The sequence below is a fragment of the Tunicatimonas pelagia genome (genome assembly GCF_030506325.1).
In the GTDB taxonomy this organism is placed as follows: Bacteria; Bacteroidota; Bacteroidia; order Cytophagales; family Cyclobacteriaceae; genus Tunicatimonas; species Tunicatimonas pelagia.
Genome location: NZ_CP120683.1, coordinates 1,735,369 through 1,755,374 on the forward strand (window position 1 = coordinate 1,735,369; position 20,006 = coordinate 1,755,374).

At 47.4% G+C, this 20,006-nt stretch carries 11 protein-coding genes; 3 read left to right on the top strand and 8 right to left on the bottom strand.

What is annotated here, in order from left to right:
- The first annotated feature begins 84 nt into the window (after positions 1–84).
- Positions 85–1,545 carry an ISKra4 family transposase gene (locus tag P0M28_RS07330; protein ID WP_302204760.1) on the top strand — a complete coding sequence of 487 codons (1,461 nt, stop codon included), beginning with the start codon at positions 85–87 and terminating at the stop codon, positions 1,543–1,545.
- A gap of 114 nt (positions 1,546–1,659) precedes the next feature.
- On the opposite strand, the gene P0M28_RS07335 is transcribed toward P0M28_RS07330, so the two are convergent.
- From P0M28_RS07335 to P0M28_RS07365, 7 genes are all read right to left on the bottom strand, one after another.
- Positions 1,660–3,204: a RagB/SusD family nutrient uptake outer membrane protein gene (locus P0M28_RS07335; protein WP_302209064.1), complete on the bottom strand. Its 1,545-nt coding sequence runs from the start codon at positions 3,202–3,204 to the stop codon at positions 1,660–1,662.
- Positions 3,205–3,231: 27 nt separating this feature from the next.
- Positions 3,232–6,402, bottom strand: a complete 3,171-nt coding sequence (locus P0M28_RS07340) for a SusC/RagA family TonB-linked outer membrane protein (RefSeq protein ID WP_302209066.1) — start codon at positions 6,400–6,402, stop codon at positions 3,232–3,234.
- Between the two features lie 687 nt (positions 6,403–7,089).
- Positions 7,090–7,395: an NADH-quinone oxidoreductase subunit NuoK gene (nuoK, locus tag P0M28_RS07345; protein ID WP_302209067.1), complete on the bottom strand. Its 306-nt coding sequence runs from the start codon at positions 7,393–7,395 to the stop codon at positions 7,090–7,092.
- An 87-nt stretch (positions 7,396–7,482) separates the two neighbouring features.
- Complete coding sequence (locus tag P0M28_RS07350; protein ID WP_302209069.1) at positions 7,483–8,091, bottom strand: outer membrane beta-barrel protein; 609 nt, start codon at positions 8,089–8,091, stop codon at positions 7,483–7,485.
- A 152-nt stretch (positions 8,092–8,243) separates the two neighbouring features.
- On the bottom strand, positions 8,244–10,616 hold the full coding sequence (locus tag P0M28_RS07355) for a TonB-dependent receptor (protein WP_302209070.1): 2,373 nt from the start codon (positions 10,614–10,616) through the stop codon (positions 8,244–8,246).
- A 27-nt stretch (positions 10,617–10,643) separates the two neighbouring features.
- A complete protein-coding gene (locus P0M28_RS07360) occupies positions 10,644–11,792 on the bottom strand; it encodes an acyltransferase family protein (protein WP_302209072.1) in 1,149 nt (382 codons plus the stop codon).
- Between the two features lie 77 nt (positions 11,793–11,869).
- Entirely contained in the window at positions 11,870–14,176 is a 2,307-nt protein-coding gene (locus P0M28_RS07365; protein ID WP_302209073.1) for a CehA/McbA family metallohydrolase domain-containing protein, read from the bottom strand.
- 149 nt (positions 14,177–14,325) lie between these two features.
- On the opposite strand from P0M28_RS07365, the gene P0M28_RS07370 reads away from it, so the two are divergent.
- Complete coding sequence (locus tag P0M28_RS07370; protein ID WP_302209074.1) at positions 14,326–16,752, top strand: ABC transporter permease; 2,427 nt, start codon at positions 14,326–14,328, stop codon at positions 16,750–16,752.
- Positions 16,753–16,770: 18 nt separating this feature from the next.
- A complete protein-coding gene (locus tag P0M28_RS07375) occupies positions 16,771–18,417 on the top strand; it encodes an FAD-dependent oxidoreductase (protein ID WP_302209076.1) in 1,647 nt (548 codons plus the stop codon).
- A 22-nt stretch (positions 18,418–18,439) separates the two neighbouring features.
- On the opposite strand, the gene P0M28_RS07380 is transcribed toward P0M28_RS07375, so the two are convergent.
- Positions 18,440–20,002, bottom strand: coding sequence for an FG-GAP repeat domain-containing protein (locus tag P0M28_RS07380; RefSeq protein WP_302209077.1), 1,563 nt, complete (start codon positions 20,000–20,002; stop codon positions 18,440–18,442).
- Between the last annotated feature and the right edge of the window lie 4 nt (positions 20,003–20,006).

Here is a 20,006-nt window from a genome sequence, read left to right on the forward strand (position 1 = left end):
GAATTGGGTGCAGAGGAAAAGCGAGTGGGAATGCAGAGATTCCCTTAATTTTGAGGTCTTCAACCACCATCAAAAAAACTCGCTATGGAAGTAAAGGAAGCAAAAATCAACCAGATAAGACAACACTTAGATCAGATAATAGCCCAAATGGATGCCCGAAGTAAAGAAGGAATGAGAATTCATCAGGTAGAGCGGTCTTTGTTTACCAGTTTATTGCAGTTAGGTTTTCAACTGTTAGAATACTACATTTTGAGTATACAACAGGTAGTCGCTGTTCAGGGGGTTCCCGTTGATCGTGCAGGGGAAAAGATGAAGAACACCGGGCTGCGTAGTCGGCCTTACCGAAGCATTTTTGGCCCGTTATCCATTGCCCGCCCCAAGTATTACTCAACCACTGGTAAGAGCTATTACCGGCTGGACGAAGCGTTGGGCTTACCCAAGAGCAACTATTCTTACGTATTGGATGATTGGTTAGGGTATGGGGCCACCGAGATGGACTTTGCCCAAAGTGCTGAGCAGTTGGAGCGCATCTTAGGTCATCCCCTAAGGGGTATGCAAAGCCAACGGTGTAGTTACAGGCTTTGCGAGCAAGTAAAAGACTTTTATGAGCAACAAGCCTGGGAAAACATAGAAGATGGTACTCATTTGAGCGTAGGCTTTGACGGTAAGGGGGTGCCCATTCGTCGCAGCGAAACTCAGCGAGCTGAGGAAAGTACGGCGGTTCGTCTGAGCAAAGGACAGAAGAAGGGGGTCAAAAAAGAAGCCACAGTAAGCCTGAGCAGTTCGTTTACCCCGCGGCCCCGGCAGGCTCAAGAACTCTTAGAGAGCTTGTTTTGCCCTACCCATGAGCCGCAGAAGCCCGATGGAGGGCATACCTGGCACGAGCACAAGCATCTACGAGCCTTTCTCTCAGACAAGGTAGGGGCCATCCGCTACGGGGTGGAAAACCTACTTCGGCGCGATGCTAGTGCAAAAAAGCCGATCATCGTTTTGATAGACGGTGACCGAGCCTTAGAAAAAGCAGTTCGGCAAGTGGTAGAAGAAAAGAAAGTTACCCATCGGGTAGAGGCCTACGTACTGGATTTTATTCACTTGCTAGAGTACGTTTGGAAGGTGGCTAACGCTCATTGGGGGGAGAAGCATCCCAATCGTTTTGCTTGGGTGAGAAGCCAAGCCGCCTTGTTACTAGACAGCCAGCATGATGAGGTACGACAGCAATGGCAAGTTATCTTGCAACAGGCTACCTTGTCTCAATACAAGCGTGACACTGTCCAACGAGCCATCACCTACCTGACCAACCATCAGCATATGGTAGATTACAAAACCTATCTACAGCTAGGATTTCCTATCACCACCGGAGCGGTGGAAAGTGCCTGTGGACATTTTGTAAAGAGCCGTATGGAGAGAAACGGCATGCATTGGGGAAAACAAGGTGCGCAGAATATGCTCAACCTACGAGCCGTCAGAAAGAACGGCGATTGGGACAACTACCTACAAACAGTAGTCAAACACGAACAACAAGCTCTTTACCAAAAAGCTGCCTGAGTTACACCCTTTTTGTTATACACTCTAATCAATTAACAATGAGCGGTGTGCAATGAACAAATAAAAATAGCGATCATTACTAATTGTTAATTGCTCATTGTTAATTGAAAAAAGTTATTCATAGCCGGGGTTTTGGACTTCTAGGTTGGGGTTGTTCAGCATTTCCTGTACTGGTAATGGAAACAGTAGGTGTCGCTCTTGTAAGGCTTCATTAGAGCTCAGGTTGACGTGCCCGACAAAATCATCAAATTCTCCGGTTTGCTCGTTAAAGACTTGCCGTAGGCGAATCATATCGAGCCAGGTTTTACCCTCGTAGGCCAGTTCGTGCCAGCGCTCCTGCCATACCGCCTCGCGGAAGCTATTCTGATCAAACCCACCCACCGAAGGGGTTTCCAAACCAGCCCGGTCGCGAATTTGCGTTAAGGCATCTATGGTTTCCTGGGTGGGGCCACTTATTTCGTTCTGCGCCTCGGCATAAATTAGTAGCACTTCGGCATAACGAATCATGGGTACGTTCAGATTATCCTGCGCCGTGCCGGGCATACCTTGCGTGCCGTTAGCTGTCACATTAAAGTGCTTGAAAATATAAGGTGCCCCCAAGTCGAAGGGTTCACCACTACCGTTGGCAAAGTAGGTGTTATAGAAAAAGCCTTCTTGGTTAACCGTTCGGCGGTCGCCTTCTTCGTAAGAATTATAGAACGAAAGTGTAGGCACCGTGCTTCCGGTACCCGACGGCCCTCGGTATGTCACCGGCTTAAAGTTCGGGAACATATTGCCCATCGGATTACCCGCAACCACATTGTTGTACTGCAAGCTAAAAATATGCTCCTTGGTATTCCCTAAACTCTCATCGTGCAGGTCTCCGTATTCATCAAACAGTTCAATCGGCCCAGCATTATCAATCACTTCTTTTGACTTATCTGCTGCTAACTGGTAATACTCTTGACCTAAATTCAGCGGAAAACCTGCCATCGTCAAATAAACTTTGGCCAGTAAAGATTTGGCCGCTGAAGTAGAAATCCGCCCACTGGGATCCGTCCAAGGCAGTCCGGCACTTTCGGCTACCTGTAAGTCTTCCACAATCTGGTCGTACACCTCCCGCTGGGGAGTACGGGATGGAGAAAAGTCTTCGGAAGAGGTAGATTGAGGCATGAGCACCAACGGCACATCACCCCAGAGTCGCACTGCGTAAAAGTATGCCCAAGCTCGCCAAAACCGGGCTTCTCCCAATATTCTGGATTTCTGGTCTTCCTCCATCGGTGAGATAGCAGGTACGCGATCAATTGTCAAATTAGCGTTAGCAATTACCTCGTACAGTCCTCGCCACCAGTTACGAATGTGAATAGTATTACCATCCCATGTCAGTGAGTACAAGTTATTTAAATCCGAATTTTGCGCTGTTTCGGTGGTAGACGTTCCGGTGGGTGCTTCGAGCAATTGCCAGTTGGACGAGAAAATACCCGCCCCATCGCCGTAAAAGCGAGCGGCATCATAAACCGCAGCTACTGAAGCCTCGGCGTGATCCGGAATGGTGAAGAAACTTTCGGGGGTTAGGTTAGAGGGATCTTCCTCTTCCAGAAAATCTGAACAAGCTGCCCCAGCCAGTAAGAAGAGCGGAAGGAGCAGTTTAGTACCAAAATTATTTATATACGATTTCATACTTATAGCTTTAATGATTTCAAGGAATTATAGACCGATCTGAACACCTAGTAAATAAGTGGTAGGCTTCGGATAATCGTGCCACTTCATGCCTTGGGAGAAGGCATTGTTGTTATCGCCACCCCGGATAGGAGTGACTTCCGGGTCACCGATCAATTGATCATCTACCACGAGGAAGAAGTTCTGAACGGAACTATAGATACGTACTCGATCCAGGCGAATTCGCTCTACCAAGCTGGTCGGTAGTGTATAGCCTAGCACTACGTTTCGTCCCCGGATGAAGGAAGCGTCTACAATCCAGCGGGTATCCACATTGGTCACGTAACCCGCTCGGGTATCCCGGATTTGGGCAATCGGACTATCTTGGTTTTCGGGAGTCCAGGCATCCAGCACCGTCGTGTAACTATTTGCTAACGCCTGTCGGTCTTCACTAGGGTGTAGGTTCATATCCATCACATCGTTACCGTAGGAATACTGAATGTCTAAGGTTAAATCCCAGTTGCCGTAGCGCACAGTGTTGAACAAAGCCCCCCAGGCTATCGGGTAACCATTACCGATAATCATACGGTCAGCATCAGTGATGGCCCGGTCGCCGTTCACATCCTCGTATTTAATATCACCGGGCAAGATGGTCAGGCCGTTACGGTAGCTAACAAACTCCGCCGCTTCGGCTGCTTCATCGGTACCCCAAACGCCTAGGCGATTTAAGCCCCAGAAAGAACCGACGGGCTCACCTACCCGAATGATGTTGGTAGGATTGGTAAAGTTAGGCCCTCCCACTCCGAATATGTCTGCCGGAGTAGCCAGTGACAACACCTCGTTCCGGTTCATCGAGATATTAAAGTTGGTCGACCAAGTGAACTTCTCGGTTTCAATGTTGATGGTATTTAACATCAACTCCAGCCCCCGGTTTTCCATAGACCCAATATTCCGACGGATAGTTTCGTAACCGCTGGTTTGCGGTACCGGAGCATCGAGCAACATATCAGTCGTTTTGCGGTAGTAAACGTCCGCTTCCAACGAAACCCGTCCTCGGAATAAGCCAATTTCAACGCCAATGTCACTTTGGGCGGTTCGTTCCCAGCGTAAATCTGGATTGGCTAAGCGGTTAATACCGGTTCCCCCGAAGCGGGATTCGTTCCAGATGGCAGCGTAGTCGGAGCCCAGCAAAGCCAACGATGAGTAAGGGGGAATTTCGGAGTTACCCGTCAGACCGTGACTAGCGCGTAGCTTTAAGTTAGAAATGAGATTACTGTTGCTCAGAAAACCTTCTTCAGAAACCCGCCAAGCTACTGCGGCCGAGGGAAAGAAGGCGAACTTATTATTTTCCCCAAACTTAGATGAGCCGTCTACCCGCCCGGTGAAAGTCACTAAGTATTTGTTGAGCAAGCTGTAGTTGAAGCGTCCGAAGTAAGAGTTCAGCGCATGGCGGGTAGCATTAGAACCTACTTCCAGGTTATTACTTCCCGCTCCAATATTCCTAAAAGAAAAGTAATCAGTAGCAAAACCCCGGATTTCCGACGACATGCTGAAGAAGTCAGTCTCTTGCCAAGAGATACCCAGTAAGCCCGTAAAGGAGTGAATATCACCAAGGTCTTTATTGTAGGTTAGGTAGTTTTCAAACGACCAAAAGGTTTCCCGGTCATTGTCTAACCAGGCCCGTCCCTGATCGCCAATACGAATTGTTCGCCCCTCGTAACGGTTGGTTTCTTGAGTGAGAATATTGGTTCCGAACACTGTTCTGAACTCTAAGCCTTCGGCTAGTTTTATATTGGCAAACAGGCTTCCAATTACCGTTTGAGTGTTCAGAATGAACTTACGCTCGTGCAGGTTGTGCATGGAGCTCATGGTTCCTTCGGCAAAAGGGTAATCGCGGTTATCGGCCCAGGTTCCGTCTTCGTACTTCACGGGAAGAAACGGAAAATCCTCTACCATCCGTCGGGCTACCTGATCGTTGTAATCCACAATATTTTCCGTCTGAAAATTATAGTTCAGTGTAGTCCCTACCGTTAGCCAGTCCTTAATCTTGGTGTCCAGGGCTAACCGACCGGAGTAGCGTTGGAGGTACGACTGCTTGTACAATCCCTGATCGTCGCGGTAGCCTAATGAGATGGAGTACGTGGTCTTGTCGTTACCTCCGCTAAAGCCAAGTTGATGGTTTTGGGAGAGTCTATTCTGGGTAGTTTCTTGAATCCAATCGGTATCGTAAATTGGATTGCCTTCACTGTCGAACAAACGAGGGTCTGTTCGCTTTAACTCAGGATTTAGATACGCCCAACGACCCGCAGCCCAGCCTTCGGGATCAAACTTCTCCATATTGCGCCACGCCAGTTCTTCTACTGCCAGATACTGCTCAGCGTTCAGTACCTCAGGCATATTCGGACCCAGCGCATTCACACTGAGATCCAAATTGTAGGTAATCTGCCCTTCGCCAGACTGCCCTTTCCTGGTGGTAATTAAGATTACCCCGTTGGCACCCCGGGCACCGTAAATGGCGGTTGAGGAAGCATCTTTTAATACTTCTACCGATACAATATCGTTAGGGTTAATATAGTCAATCGCTTGGCTGAACTGCGCCTGATTATTCATCGGCAGTTGCACTCCATCTACCACATAGAGCGGATTATTGGTAGAGTTGATTGAGCTAAAGCCCCGGACACGAATATTGGTTCGTCCACCCGGCCGACCGGAGTTCACGTTTACTTGCACTCCCGGTATTCTTCCGGCCAATTGCTGGTTAAGTGAAGTGGCGGGGCGTTCCTGGAGTTCTTCCACATCTACCGAACCCACTGATCCGGTCAAGTCCGATTTTTTCTGGGTGCCGTAGCCGATCACCACAATTTCTTCCAGTGCCTGAACATCTTCCGACATAGTAAGATCAATGGTAGTGCGACCGTTTACCGGTACTTCCTGAGAGACAAACCCGATAGATGAAAAGACCAGTATATCGTCGTCATTGGGTACGTTGATGCTGTATTTACCTTCTACATCGGTCACGGTACCCTGGGTGGTACCTTTCACCAGTACGTTTACTCCCGGCAAGCCAAGATTGTCTTCCGACGAGGTTACTATACCTGATACTACAATAAATGGTTGGTCATTAGCGAAAAGAGAGAGATTGAAGCAGAGAAAAGAAAAGGCAATAAAGAGCATGTACCCGCGTAATCCGGGCGATTGCGGTATTAATTCCGGTTTCATAGAGTTAGCTTTAAGGTTGATAATTAGTTGTTTTGGCACAAAAGGCGAGGCCACTATCAGAGCGTTTGTACCAGAGTGATAGTCAGCTATTTTCCTAGAAAGTGCTGGAAGTAGATTGTTGGTTGGATGTTACAATAGGCAGGCTGGGTTAAGTAGAATAATAGGTGTTGTTGGAATTGAGTATTTAGAGAGGATTTCTATTCAGAGATGAGCGTATAAAGAATATGAGGTGATTAGTCTGTATTATAAAAAACTTGTGAGTATTTTTTTATTTGTGACTGATGAGACGAAAATAATGCGCGTATGTTAACTCAGTATTAATTTACAAAAAAATTATGGTTAATTGAACCTGTATTTTTAGAATTTATTTTCTAAAAACATCCCTTAGTACAACTGTCTGAAAGTAGTCAAAACAAAAATATCATTAATCGTATTATCATTTTTCGGATAATTTTGTTGACAGACTAAAAGTAGAACGACATCTATCTATAAAACAAATGACGCAGAGTGGTTTATGAGGTGATAAGTCTTCGCAAAGCTATATAGACTTACGAAGTTTTTCTTCCATTGTGGTAGCAAGAAGCGTTGGTATCAAAAACTTCGCAAGCCTGCCTATTACCACATAACTCATCTGGAACCAAATAAATAGTAATACTACTGCATTTAGCTGAAGAATTGCTGACTAGATCAGCCTTGCATTTCGCGAATATCGTCTACGTTAGCTGTTTTATAGAAGCTATACACCTTTAGTATAATCGCCATAGCTACGGCAGCTTCGGCTGCTGCTACCACAATAACAAACAAAGCAAACATCTGCCCTTGCAACAACACCGGATCATGGCGACTAAATGCCACCAGATTGATGTTGGCGGCGTTTAGCATTAGCTCAATACCAATCAGTATCACAATCGCATTGCGCTTAGTAACCACAACCACTAATCCTACACACAGTAGAAAAGCACTTAGTAATAAGTAATGTTCTAATGGTATCATAATTTTTCAATGCAGGGGGCTTAGGGCAGGGAGCAAGGAATAAATATGTGTTAATATTACTCCCAGACGCCCCCAGTTCCCTGCCCTTTAGTTGAAAGAACCAAATTTAAGATTAAGGAAAAAAGCCATACTACTCAAATCACCGTCCGTGATACCAGCGGTATTAGATCCGCTCACTAGCCGATAGGTAAACCCACCGTTCACCCGGAAGAAATCAGTAATATTGAGTTCTACCCCCACTCCCGGTTCCAGCACAAAGAAGTTACTTTCGGTATCTTCTAAATCATCCCCTTCAATATCGTGGGAGATGCCACCCCCACCAATCAGCATTTGCGCGGTTAGGTGCAGCATCCGGTCTGAGTTCAGAATATATTCAGTAAGAAAGCCACCGTAACCCATATCGTAGTGTCGCCCTCTATTTCCGTTCGCTGCCGCAGGAGGCACATCTAGCTGAGTGACCATACCGTAGCCCGCCCCGCCAAACATCCACTTTTTATTAATGAATACTCCGCCGTAGCCACCGAAGAGCAAGGCAAAGTCACCTCCAATAGAACTAGTGCGAAAGGAGGGGCCACCGTAGCCTCCGACACTGGTTACCTGGAATCCATTAACTAATGTTTCCTGTTGGGATTCTTCTTGGGCAAGGGCAAAAGTTACTGAGAAGGCAAGTACTGATAGAATAAGTAATTTTTTCATAAGAGGTCAGGTTAAAAAGTTCGCTGCAAATAACGGAAAAGATTGCTAATAGTCGATAGTCCACAGACAATAGTCGACAGTCAATAGTCAACAGTCCACAACAGGTGATTCTGATTACTGTGGACTATCAACCGTAGACAGTGGACTAGAATTCAAAACTCTACCCGGTACGTTAAAATTGGAATTAGACCGAGTTGGTATTTGGTCACAACCGCCCCTTCTACGGTGTCAAAGTACTGGAAGGCTACATTTTGCTGATTGAGGGCGTTCTGTAAATCGAGTGACCATACACTGGTGTAGCGATCCGTATTTTTTCGCAGACTAAGGCGTAAATCTAGCTTAAAGTAGTCGGGTAGCTTATTGGAGAACGCCTGATCGTCAATGAATACGGTAGTTTGTTGCGCTCGGGAAGTAGCCTCATCAATCGGTGTGGTTCGTAGTCCTCCCAGATAATTCGCCCGCAGGTTAATTCCAATTACGCGTTGCTTATTGTTTCTATTCCAAGGAATTTCTTTCCCTCCGGTTAGGCTGAATGCGTAATTACCGTTGAAGCGGGTATCCCGTTTCACTCCATCGGCTCCGGTATACTTTGATTCGTAGAACGAGCTACTCAACAAAAAGTAGTAACTATCCACTAGACTTTTCTCCAACGATACTTCTAATCCGTAATTTTCACCTGTGCCCTCATTGACTAGTCTTTCATTAACAAATCCCTCGAATAAATTTAAAGCCGAAAATGAGCTAGTAGGATCGGCAGTAATGGGTACGTCAAATAAATCTTGATAATACGCTTCCGCTCGCAGCCGAACGGTTTCTCCCAGCAGGCTCTGGTAACCCAATGTATAATGAAATGCTTTGGTCAGATCAAGGTTCTGGTTAGATTGGAGCGGGGGCTGACCCAAAATATCGTTAGGCACGGTTGAGAAATATACTCCCGGCTGCTGAATTTGGCTATGCAGTCCGTAAGCCAATGTAAGCGAATGCCGGTCACTCGGATTCCACCGCAGTTGCACCCGAGGCTCTACTGCGTGGGATTCGCTCAGTGAAAAGTAGGTGTAATGTAAGCCAAGCTGCCCGGTCAATTGACTACCCAATTGCCATTCGCCCTGCACGTAGGGTTGAAGCAACCAACCGCTACCCTCACCAGAAACCAGTACTTGCGGATCGGCAATAGCGGTGCCTTCGCTACTTGATAATTGATAGTTAAGATAGTTTAGAAATAGTCCTCCGCTCAGCACCTGTCGGGCGGAGGTTCGGTGCGTGATTGAGGAAGTAGCGGAAAGACGATATTCTTGGTACGTGTCCTCTTCCAGCGGTAGCGTTTCGTAGGTATCGGTGACCAGATCACCCTGCCGAGTGCTACTCAAAGCCGACATGGCTACTACTGACTTAATTAAAGTACGCTCATTGAGTGGCAGGGTGTGGGTGGCTCCCGCCGCTCCCATATCGTTGGTAAAAGTAACGTCGAAGCGGTCTTCCTGCGCCTCCCACTCTAACGAGTCGCGCGGAGCCTCAAACACGTTTCGTCCGGTTCCCCCTACGCCGAAGAAGGTAAATGTGCCCGCATTTTGAGTAGGAAATGTCAGGTTGAAGGATAAATCCTGAAAGGAAATCGCTTCACCGCCGAAGTCTAAGCCGATTACGTTAGTAAGCAGCCCAACGGTAGAGTAGCGGTAATTGGCCAGATACGAGCTTTCTCCGCCTTCGGTAAATGGCCCTTCGGCAGCAAACTCCAGTCCGATCAATCCGGCTTGCACGGTATACTCACGCTGTTGATTATTTCCAGTGCGTAGCTGCATATCGAAGGCTCCGCCAATAGTGTTGCCGTAGTTCGCCGGAAACGCCCCGGTCAAAAACTGGGAGTTATCCAGCACCTGGGTGCTCAGTACGCTTTGACTACCACCACTGGCTGCCCGACGATCGCTAAAGGTTCCGGCATTGGATAGGTGGTTAGGGTTTACAATGTCAATCCCTTCTACCCGCCACAGCATACTGTTGGGCGAGTTACCCCGTACCGAAATATGATTCGCCTGATCGTTCACTCCCACTACCCCGGGAAAAGATGTAGCCAATCGGCCCGGATCAAAAAAGGTAGCCGCAAACCGACGGGTTTCTTCCACAGTGAAGCTTCGGCTACTTAGTGGGGAAATCATCTGAGGCGGAAATATTCGCTCTTCCTGCACCACTACTTCATCCAGACTTTGAGCGGTGGGGGAAAGCGTAATTTCCAGTAAAGTTTCCTTCCCGGATTGTACCAGCAAACCCGGAATCTGAAAGGTTTCGTACCCAACAAAACTAACTTCTAGCACATAACGACCGATGGGCACTTCCTCAATCATGAAGTTTCCCTGTTTATCAGTACTGCTGCCCAAATCTGTGTCTTTCAGGTATACTGTTGCCCCCACTAACGGCTGAAGGGTTGCCTCTTCAACGACCGTTCCCCGCACCGTTTGGGTGATGGATTGAGCGGTCGCCGATAACATCAATAGCCAGGATATTGTTAATAGAATTCCCCACTTAGTCATTGTTCTCACGTTTTTTGAAAGATAGGTTTAAATCTTTACAATAATGTTCCGACGGTACATAATCCAGATAGGTATGAAGCACAATAATAGGTAAAGCAGTGCCCAAACGAAGGAGGCTAGTTCAGGCTGTAAGCCTAACTGTACTAGTCCCTGAAAACTGCTTCCTCTCAGTGTTTCTCCGGTTTCATTAATTGGAATGTGGAAAGCGTCAATTAGTGTACCGTGCAATACGTAAGCCGTAATGGCGTTCATACCGAAAGCGACGAAGAAGGGTGTCCAGCCTCGGTAGTGCTTCACATCGATGAACCAGTACAGCGTACCCAGCAGCAGTAAAGCCATACCGGAAGAAACCAGTACGTAAGAGCTGCTCCACAGATTCTTATTCACCGGAAAACCTTGATGCCACAAATAACCGATGAGACAGGTCAGCACTCCCGCTACCATCATCCCAATAATTTTATGCTCTACTGATTTAGAAGAGCGAAGCCAGTAACCCGTCAGCACCCCGGTGAATCCGGTTACAATAGCCGGGAAAGTACTTAGAAAGCCTTCGGGGTCCCAGGTAACACGGTACATCCGTCCGGGTACTAGCAGTTCGTCCAGCCAAGCCGCTAAGTTGGTTCCAGGTTCCAGATTAGCTTTCCCTACTCCCGGTACTGGAATGAGCACCATCATGAGCCAATAAATGACTAGTGTGATTCCGCTTAGCCAGGCAACCCCTCGCCAGGATAGTTTTAAGAACAACAAGCTGCATACCAGATAAACCACGGCAATGCGGGGCAGCACCCCTACGTAGCGCAAGTTCTCAAAGTCAAAAGCCGGGAACAGTGCCAAGAACAAGCCAAGGGCGTAAATTATAAAGAAGCGTTTTACAATCTTAAAAACTACTCCGCCCAATGGTACGCCACTCGCTACCCTTCGCCCCAAAGCCAGCGTAATGGAAATGCCCACCATAAATAAGAAAAAGGGAAATACCAGATCAGTGGGAGTAAGCCCGTGCCACTCGGCATGTTGTAAGGGCGGATACATATAACTCCAAGAACCCGGAGTGTTCACCACAATCATTCCAATAATGGTGATACCCCGCAGTACGTCCAGCGAGAGCAGCCGTTGCTTAGTAGGTTTAGAATTTTTAAGATGTGGGGGAGAGGAAGCAGTAGTAGTGGTTTCGGTCATAATATGTCGATTAGAAGCGATTAGGGAAATATACAGCTATTTAATGATTGATGATTGATGCTATCGGTCATTATTCATCAATCATTATTCATTAACTGAACCGGTTGTACCATCGCTCCGTTGGTGGCTACATCCCAGGCAGCGAAGCGCACCCATTTTTTACCTCTGGCGTCCAAGTGAACCTCAAATCGTTTCTTTCCGAAGGGAGGCAAGTCGGTAGTGGAGATAATATGCCGATTGGTAGTTTCGCTGTCGCCCCATACGAGTTCTACCATTTCTAGTGGGAAAGTCCACTCCACCTCGGCTACAATGGTTCGTTCGTTTCCTTCGCCTTGCACTTCGTAGTGCGGAATTAGCACCTCACCGGAGGTAACGAAGTAATCGCCCTGCTTGAGCGTATTGATGATCGAACTCATATCGTCTACCGATGGTACCGAATCCAGCTTCAGATAATTGACCGGTGACATACCATAGCTATCGTCGTAGGGCGGTTTGCCCCGGTGGCCTAAATCCGAGCGGGATTCGGAAATAGCGAGGGCAAACTTGGGCGGTAAATCGCGGGCAGCCATCCAGTTATTGGCTTCGTCCCAGAGGGTTTGAAAGCGGTATTCACCCAGCCGGGTTTCCGAAGCATCAATCCCCATACCCCAACGGTAGCCCAAGCCAAAGTAATGCGGGTGCAGAAACTGAGGTTCGTCTTTGATGGCTTCTAAAAAACCCGTAGAGCGCTTCGCTCGAGGGTGAGGCATTGAGATGAGCACGTTTTCCCGCTCAGCCATTTGCATCATATCCATCGGCTCGCCCAGATTGTACACCGTTCCGTACTTAGGATGGGGTTCGGATAATGGTTGACCTTCCAGCCGCTGAGGTCGCCAGTAGATAGGCTTAGACGGAATAATATCGTAGTGCCCGCCCAGGAAGGGTCGCCGCCCGCCGGTACTATTCTCATCGCTAGGCATTACCAGAAAGTTTTTATCCGATTGGCGACGAGCCGCTTCGTAGTAATTATCTAAGCCCGCCAAAAACTCTTCCCCTTTATCGTGACGACCGGGTCCGCGTTCCCCGTCAATTACTCCGTAAATGTCTACTCCAATGCCCTTCATAGTGGTAATATCGTTCAACCGCTGGTCAAACCCACCTTTTTCCTGAAGCCGGGGTACAAGCCCTACGTGGTAGTGATGCCCCATCACTTTATAGCCCGGTAGCGAACGAAAGCGGTCGCCATTGGTAAACCTCAGTGCTTGGTTAATGGCATCTTGCCCATCTTCAGGACTAACGTACAGAAACAGCGGCATTCGCTGCCAAGTACCGGGGCGAGCGTTATAGAGCGCAAAATTGTGGTAAAACTCCGGGTCTTCTTCCCCTTCCGCCTGTCGAATACCGAATGAAAACGAATCCGCACTATCCTTGCGGTACCATCCGTAGCCCAGATTTTGTTCGGTTTCCCGTGCCCAGTAAAAGCTGTGGGGCGGTGGAAAAGCCGCTATAGCTCCGTCAGCCAGTTCAGCCACTATCAGCCGATTATTGCTTCGCACAATAGTTGCTTGGTCAGTTGTTGGCCCACCCAATTGATACTCTTGCCAACGATGCACCAAATCACGCCACACCACCTTCGAGGACGACTGAACCGGTAAGCCCTTAAGACCAGCACCATATTTAAAAGCGGCCGAAGGATGATCGGTCTGGGCAACCAGCATCTGCCGAACCAGATTGCTGCCCTTGAATACGTCGTACTGCAAGTAGCCGGAAAAGATGCCTGCTTCGGCTCCCGGAAACATAATTTCAATGCGGGCACCGTTGGTACGCACTTTACAGCCAGTGGCTTGGTAGCGCGCCGTAGCCCGAACGATTTCCTCCGGCTGGCGGGGCATACCGGGATGATTGGCAAAAGCCTCCGCTGCCGGAATAGACGACTGGTGCGAACGAGGTGGTTCATCCGAAACATAGAGTGGCGCATCCCAAAAAGCATCCCACATAATCTCTTTGAGCTTCCTTACTGTTAGCGGTACCCCGAGTCGCTCCAGTGGTTCAGTTTGCTGCTGGGTAACCCGCCGCACCCCTGACACTACACGGAACTCCGGCACTACATCCGTAGCTAATACTCTCCAAGATTCTCCTTCGGAGTGAGTAGCCAGTTCACGAATAATGGGTACTCTCTGATTGATGGTAAACCGCAGTCTTAGTTCAGTATTGCGGTCACCTTGCCAAATGACAGTTAACTCTTCGTTTTCCACCTCAGCGGTGAGTCCGGGTTGGGATTGGTAAGCGGATAAATCGTAGTCTATTGTATCAGCGTAAGTGGTCGCAACAGAAAGAATGCCAAGCACTATCGAAAACAATAGATGCCGAAGTGCTAGCTTAGCAATTAAAAATATTGTAGTCATGAGGATGATCATCAGTAGGCTAATATACCAGAATTCTGAAAAGGGTAAAGTATAGCATGGCTGCCCTAAGTATAGTAACAAAATTGGATGCTTCGTTCATTAGAGCTAACTTAAGTGAGCTATTAGAAGTAGAAACCCAATTTTCTTAAATGCACCATAGATTCCTCATCCTAGCAATTCGCCATGCCCAGCGACACCTAACTTCCTCGCTGGTAAATATTCTGGGTCTTACAACTGGAATCACAATTGGCATACTGGTCTATAGCTACGTTTCTTGGGAGCAGAGCTTCGATACGTTTTATCCTAATCATGATCGTATCTATCGAGTAAGCTTTCAAAAGTTTATTCAGGGAGCCAACTCAGAATCATTAGCCAAATCGCCTTCTGCCTTAGCCAATACCATTCGAGAGGATTTGTCCGAAGCACGCCACACCACCAAAGTCTACCCGGCTACGGGTGTAACGATTGCGATGGGTGAGAAACGGTTTAACGAAAAGCAGGTTTACGGGGTAGACGCTCACTTCGTGGATGTCTTCTCACCCACTATGCTACACGGTACCTCCGAAGGACTGGGAGTTTTGATTGCCGAGTCGGTAGCAAAAAGGTACTTTTCCAGTCCAGCTTGGTCTCTTGGTCAATCTATCGAGATTTTAGGCGAAGACCATACGCTCTCCCAGGTCATCGGGGTGTTTGAGGATCTTCCGGCCAATACGCACTTTCCCTATGAGATTCTCTTTGTGCAAGCCGAAGAAGCAGAAAGTGAGTTATCCTGGCGATTTACCGGGGCGTATACCTACACATTGCTTTCCGAAGGCGTAAATGCTGATCAGTTTGAAGAACAGCTCAATAAGATCGTCACTGAAAAAAGTAAAGGCACGTTTGATGCCCAGGTCACTACTCAGGTGAATCTTCAGCCCCTTACCAGTATTCATCTATATTCCAATCTTCAGGAAGAAATAACACCCAATGGAAGTTATCAGCTACTGTTGCTACTTATTATTATCGGACTTATCGTACCCACAGTAGCCATTATCAATTCAGTAAATATCTACACCGCTCAGGCTCTGAACCGCACCAAGGAAGTAGGCATTCGGAAAATACTAGGCACCACCCGAAGCCGCTTAGTTCAGCAGTTTATCACCGAAGGGAGCTTGTACAGCTTTATCGGGGTTAGCTTAGCACTTGGATCAAGCACCCTGCTCCTTCCGTCCTTAGCCAAGCTTTCCGGTAAACCATTGTCCTGGACACAACTCTACAGCGATAGCATATTCTGGGCAGCCATAGTTGGTGTGTTTCTAATTACGGCGTTCGCATTAGCCCTCTATCCTTCCCTGCTGCTGTCTTCGGTAAATCCTAGTCGAGCTATCAAAGGGCTGAGCCAGATTTCAGGACCTCTTTTCTTACGAAAGGGCCTTATCACCTTTCAATTTGTGGCTACTACTTTTGTAATGATTACAGTGTTGCTGATTCACCAGCAGTTGAAGTTTATGCGGGGGCAGGACTTAGGCATTGATGTTGACCAACTGGTAGCGATTAAAGCACCCAGTATGGAAAAAGAGGAATGGTCAGAAGAGCGTAAAAGCTATGTTATTGATTCGGAATACAGCAGACTGACGCATCTCTTGGAAGAAAAGTTAGCATCATTTTCCTCGATGCAAGTAGCCTCAGTATCCCACGTACCAGGGAGCGAACTGGTCTGGGGAACCGAAGGGTTTCGGCGGGAAGGAAGCTCCCCGGATGAAGTTCACTTCTTGCATATGCAAGGTGTTGACGATCAGTTTGTGGAAGTATTTGATGCAACCGTGCTGGCCGGACGAAACTTCTCCGAGCGTTATACTACCGATCAGTTTAATACGGTGCTGCTGAACGAGTCAGCAATACGTACCTTGGGTTTCTCCAGTGCTGAAGAAGCGGTAGGCAAACATTTGATCTTTTATGATGATAGTCAAAAACTCATCGTGGGAGTACTACAAGACTTTCACCAAGAATCTTTACAGCAGGCGATCAAGCCTACCTTTTACGAGCTACTGCCCCGAGCATTGGACTATCTAGTGGTCAAGATTCCAGAAAAAGATATTAAGCAGTCTATGGCCGTTGTTCAGGCGCAATGGAATAAAGTATTTCCGAATAGCCCCTTTGACTATTTTTTCCTAGATGATTTCTATCATCGACATTACCACGATGAACAGCAGTTTTTCCGAATCTCATCCCTATTTATGCTGTTATGCTTAGTGATTGCTCTAATGGGCTTGTTCGGGTTATCCATCTTCGTAATCTCTCGAAGAACCAAAGAGATTAGTATTCGCAAAGTGCTCGGAGCACCACTGGCTCATTTAGCTTTTTTGCTGATGAAAGGATTACTATCTTTAGCTTGCCTAGGATTTCTGTTTGCTGCTCCTATTGCGTACTGGCTACTTAATAAGTGGTTACAAGAATATGCTTATCGTACCGAATGGCAGTGGTGGATATTTGCCTTTCCTTTACTACTTTTGGTGGGGCTGTCCGTTCTTACTACCGGTGGGCAGTCGGTAAAGCAAGCCCTTCGAAATCCCGCCGATATACTCCGAAATGATTAACTACTACACTAAACACGAATGAGTAAGATTGACGAAGGCATTGCCTATCCTACCTTGTCCCAGCCTCAGATTGAACAATTGCAACACTACGGTGAAGTGCAGACTACCAAAGTAGGCGATATTCTCTTCCAGGTAGGTGATAAAGACTATGATTGGTTTGTGATCATTGAAGGTGCACTGGAAATTCTTAGTAATGCAGACACAAACCCTGATATACTAGCGGTTCGTACTGATGGGCAGTTTCTGGGAGAAATCAGTCTGTTAACCGGACAGACTGCGTTTCTTACCGCCCGGGTACAGCAAGCCGGAAGTGTACTGAAAATTTCTTCGGAAAAACTACGCGAAATCATCGCTACCAACCCTCAAATCAGTGAGTTAGTGCTCAATGCCTTTCTCATGCGTCGCGAGATTTTACGAGGCAATGCCGCTACCTCAGCACTGAAGATTGTCGGTTCGCGCTTTTCTAGCGATACGCAACGACTACGAGCGTTTGCTGCCCGCAATCAGTTACCTCATCAGTGGATTGATGTGGAACAAGATACACAAGCCGAAGTGCTGTTAACAGCATTTCACGTTGCTCCTCAGGATACGCCCATTGTTATTTGGCAAGGAAAAGAGGTGCTTAGAAATCCTACCGACAGTGATCTTACCCGCCGATTAGGCTTGAACCGAACGGTTGCCTCGGGAGAGATGGTGGATTTAATCGTTATTGGGGCTGGCCCCGGAGGGTTGGCCGCTTCGGTCTACGGTGCTTCGGAGGGACTTTCTACCCTAACATTAGAAGCAGTATCTACCGGAGGGCAAGCGGGTACTTCGTCTAAGATTGAAAATTACCTAGGTTTTCCAGCGGGACTATCAGGAGCTGAGCTGGCTAACCGAGCGGTTGCCCAGGCTCAAAAGTTCGGAGCCCGTATTGTAGTTTCGCAGGCAGCCACCCAATTGCGGGAAGAAGCTGGACATTATGTTGTTCAATTAGCGGATGGTGAAGAAGTGGCAGCTCAAAACGTTATTATCGCTACCGGAGCTCGCTACCGCAAGTTACCAATAGCGAATCTACCTAAGTACGAAGGTCAGGGTGTCTACTACGCCGCTACCCAGACCGAAGCTCAATTATGTTATAATGAACCAATAATGGTGGTTGGAGGCGGTAATTCAGCTGGGCAAGCGGCTATCTTCTTAGCGGGCCACGCCCAAAAAGTATATATCGTCATCCGCCGAGAAAGCTTAGTCAGTAGTATGTCGCGCTACCTTATTGACCGTATTGAACGTACCGACAATATTACGGTATTATCTCATACCGAAGTAGTTGGGTTAGGTGGAGAAAGGTTTTTGGAACAAGTAGTTATTCAGAATAATCAGACCCAAGAGCAACAAGAACTCCCCATTAAAGCATTATTTACATTTATCGGGGCTGATCCGCACACCCAGTGGTTACAGGATGTAGTCGCACTGGATGACCAAGGGTTTATCTTAACCGGAAACGCCCTGGAGCAAGCTAAGGGTTGGAACATTACTACCCGCGCTCCTTTTCTATTGGAAACTAGTTTGCCAGGAGTGTTTGCCGTAGGAGATGTACGCAGCGGTTCGGTTAAAAGAGTAGCTTCTGCGGTAGGCGAAGGTTCCATTGCGGTGAAATTTATTTTTGAGTATCTGGCTGCTCAGTAGCATCTAAGGTCTTTGACTATTTTTACTGATTTGTATTATTCTCCAACACCATATAGTGTGGTCCGTTCTTCATCCAAAGTTTGCTTAGTGAATCTGGAACGGGAGAGGGTGGTAAGGTGAAAGAACCTAACACAATATCCAGGTCGCCATCCTGATCAGTATCTCCAGCATCCATTGTTAGCCAGTGACCGCAAGCCGCTTCAGGAAAGGTTTGAGCGGTGAAGCTTAGTGATTTACCTGAGGATTGGTTTTCCAGGTACAGAAATCCTCGCTTGGGAGTCTGCTCAAAATCTGGGAAGAAAGAGATTGCGGCAATATCCAGGTCGCCATCCTGGTCGAAGTCGCGAGCCATTGCTTTAGAAGCCCCGGGCATAGCTAGAAAGTAGTCCTCTTCAAACTTCCCTTCGCCTGATTGTAAAAAGATACGAATGCCGTGGTACGGTTTAAGCACCGTAGAATAGTCGGCATTATCTCCGTTGGTGTAAAGTATGTCTAAGCGTCCGTCCTGATTGAAGTCAGCTAATTCAAAATAACTAGAGCCATACACTGGGGGAAAGCGCAGTAGCACTTGCGGTTTATACTGCCCATTGCCTTGATTGTACCAAGTGATGATACGCTCGTCACCTTGAGCTACTAATACGGTCACATCGGGTAGTCCATCTTGGTTTAGGTCAGCAATTTCCACTTTTCTCGTACCCGGGCTATCTGTCAAGACTTGCTTTTGGACTGTTTTTTCTGGTGAGGTTTCGTAGTAAGCTAACTGACCTAAGTAATTACCAAACTCAGCGACTAGCCAACCTGATATATTTTCCTCACCAACGTTAATAGGCGTGAAGTGTACTGGTCGTCGTAAATCAATAGGAAGCAGTTCCGATAAACTATCTTGGCTGCTGCCTTGCCATAGCTTACCTTTTGCCTGGTCGGAGGGATTCATAATTCCCATTGTTAGCACCTGATACGATACATCGGGTTGAATGTATATGTCTGCCGGGGGGCTATCCAGCCTAATTGAGTTGATAATGGTCTGCTGACGATCAATTTCGTACAATATACCCTGGGCATCACCTAGCCAGAGGTGTCCGGTAGTGGTATCAATGTGGGTTAGGGTAGTAGTGGGTATCGTTTGCGTAGAGAGTCGGGCGGGGTGGGCTTGAAATTGGCTTAGTACTGTATCTACAGCAAGATCAGTCATTGAGAGACTATCGGGGGCTTGTTGCTGGTAGTAACCTACCAGCTTTTGCCAATTGTCTTCTGATAACTGAGGTTCGTCGGGAAAGATGCTAGCCTGCCTTACAATGTAGTCATCGTACATTGACATACCTCGGTAAGGCTGCTGCGGAGATTCCCAGATACCCAGGTAGTGTCCCATGCGGGGCAAAACGCTCTCCGTCCAAATGGTTTTGGGCAATAAGCCTGGTTCTGGAAAAGCATGACAAGTCTGACAATAGCGATACGCGAGTTGCTCCCCAGTAAGATGTGTTATACTATCAGGATGAGGAAAAATAGGAGTAGGTGTTGTCACCGCCTCAAACTGCACTGACTGTTCAGTTTTACTACACCCTACTAATAAAATGATCAGCCCCATCCAA

Bases quoted from the DNA above. Each gene is read 5' to 3' on its own strand.
- P0M28_RS07380 (WP_302209077.1), bottom strand. From the start codon at position 20,002: ATGGGGCTGATCATTTTATTAGTAGGGTGTAGTAAAACTGAACAGTCA.
- nuoK (WP_302209067.1), bottom strand. From the start codon at position 7,395: ATGATACCATTAGAACATTACTTATTACTAAGTGCTTTTCTACTGTGT.
- P0M28_RS07350 (WP_302209069.1), bottom strand. From the start codon at position 8,091: ATGAAAAAATTACTTATTCTATCAGTACTTGCCTTCTCAGTAACTTTT.
- P0M28_RS07330 (WP_302204760.1), top strand. From the start codon at position 85: ATGGAAGTAAAGGAAGCAAAAATCAACCAGATAAGACAACACTTAGAT.
- P0M28_RS07375 (WP_302209076.1), top strand. From the start codon at position 16,771: ATGAGTAAGATTGACGAAGGCATTGCCTATCCTACCTTGTCCCAGCCT.
- P0M28_RS07360 (WP_302209072.1), bottom strand. From the start codon at position 11,792: ATGACCGAAACCACTACTACTGCTTCCTCTCCCCCACATCTTAAAAAT.
- P0M28_RS07335 (WP_302209064.1), bottom strand. From the start codon at position 3,204: ATGAAATCGTATATAAATAATTTTGGTACTAAACTGCTCCTTCCGCTC.
- P0M28_RS07370 (WP_302209074.1), top strand. From the start codon at position 14,326: ATGCACCATAGATTCCTCATCCTAGCAATTCGCCATGCCCAGCGACAC.
- P0M28_RS07365 (WP_302209073.1), bottom strand. From the start codon at position 14,176: ATGACTACAATATTTTTAATTGCTAAGCTAGCACTTCGGCATCTATTG.
- P0M28_RS07355 (WP_302209070.1), bottom strand. From the start codon at position 10,616: ATGACTAAGTGGGGAATTCTATTAACAATATCCTGGCTATTGATGTTA.
- P0M28_RS07340 (WP_302209066.1), bottom strand. From the start codon at position 6,402: ATGAAACCGGAATTAATACCGCAATCGCCCGGATTACGCGGGTACATG.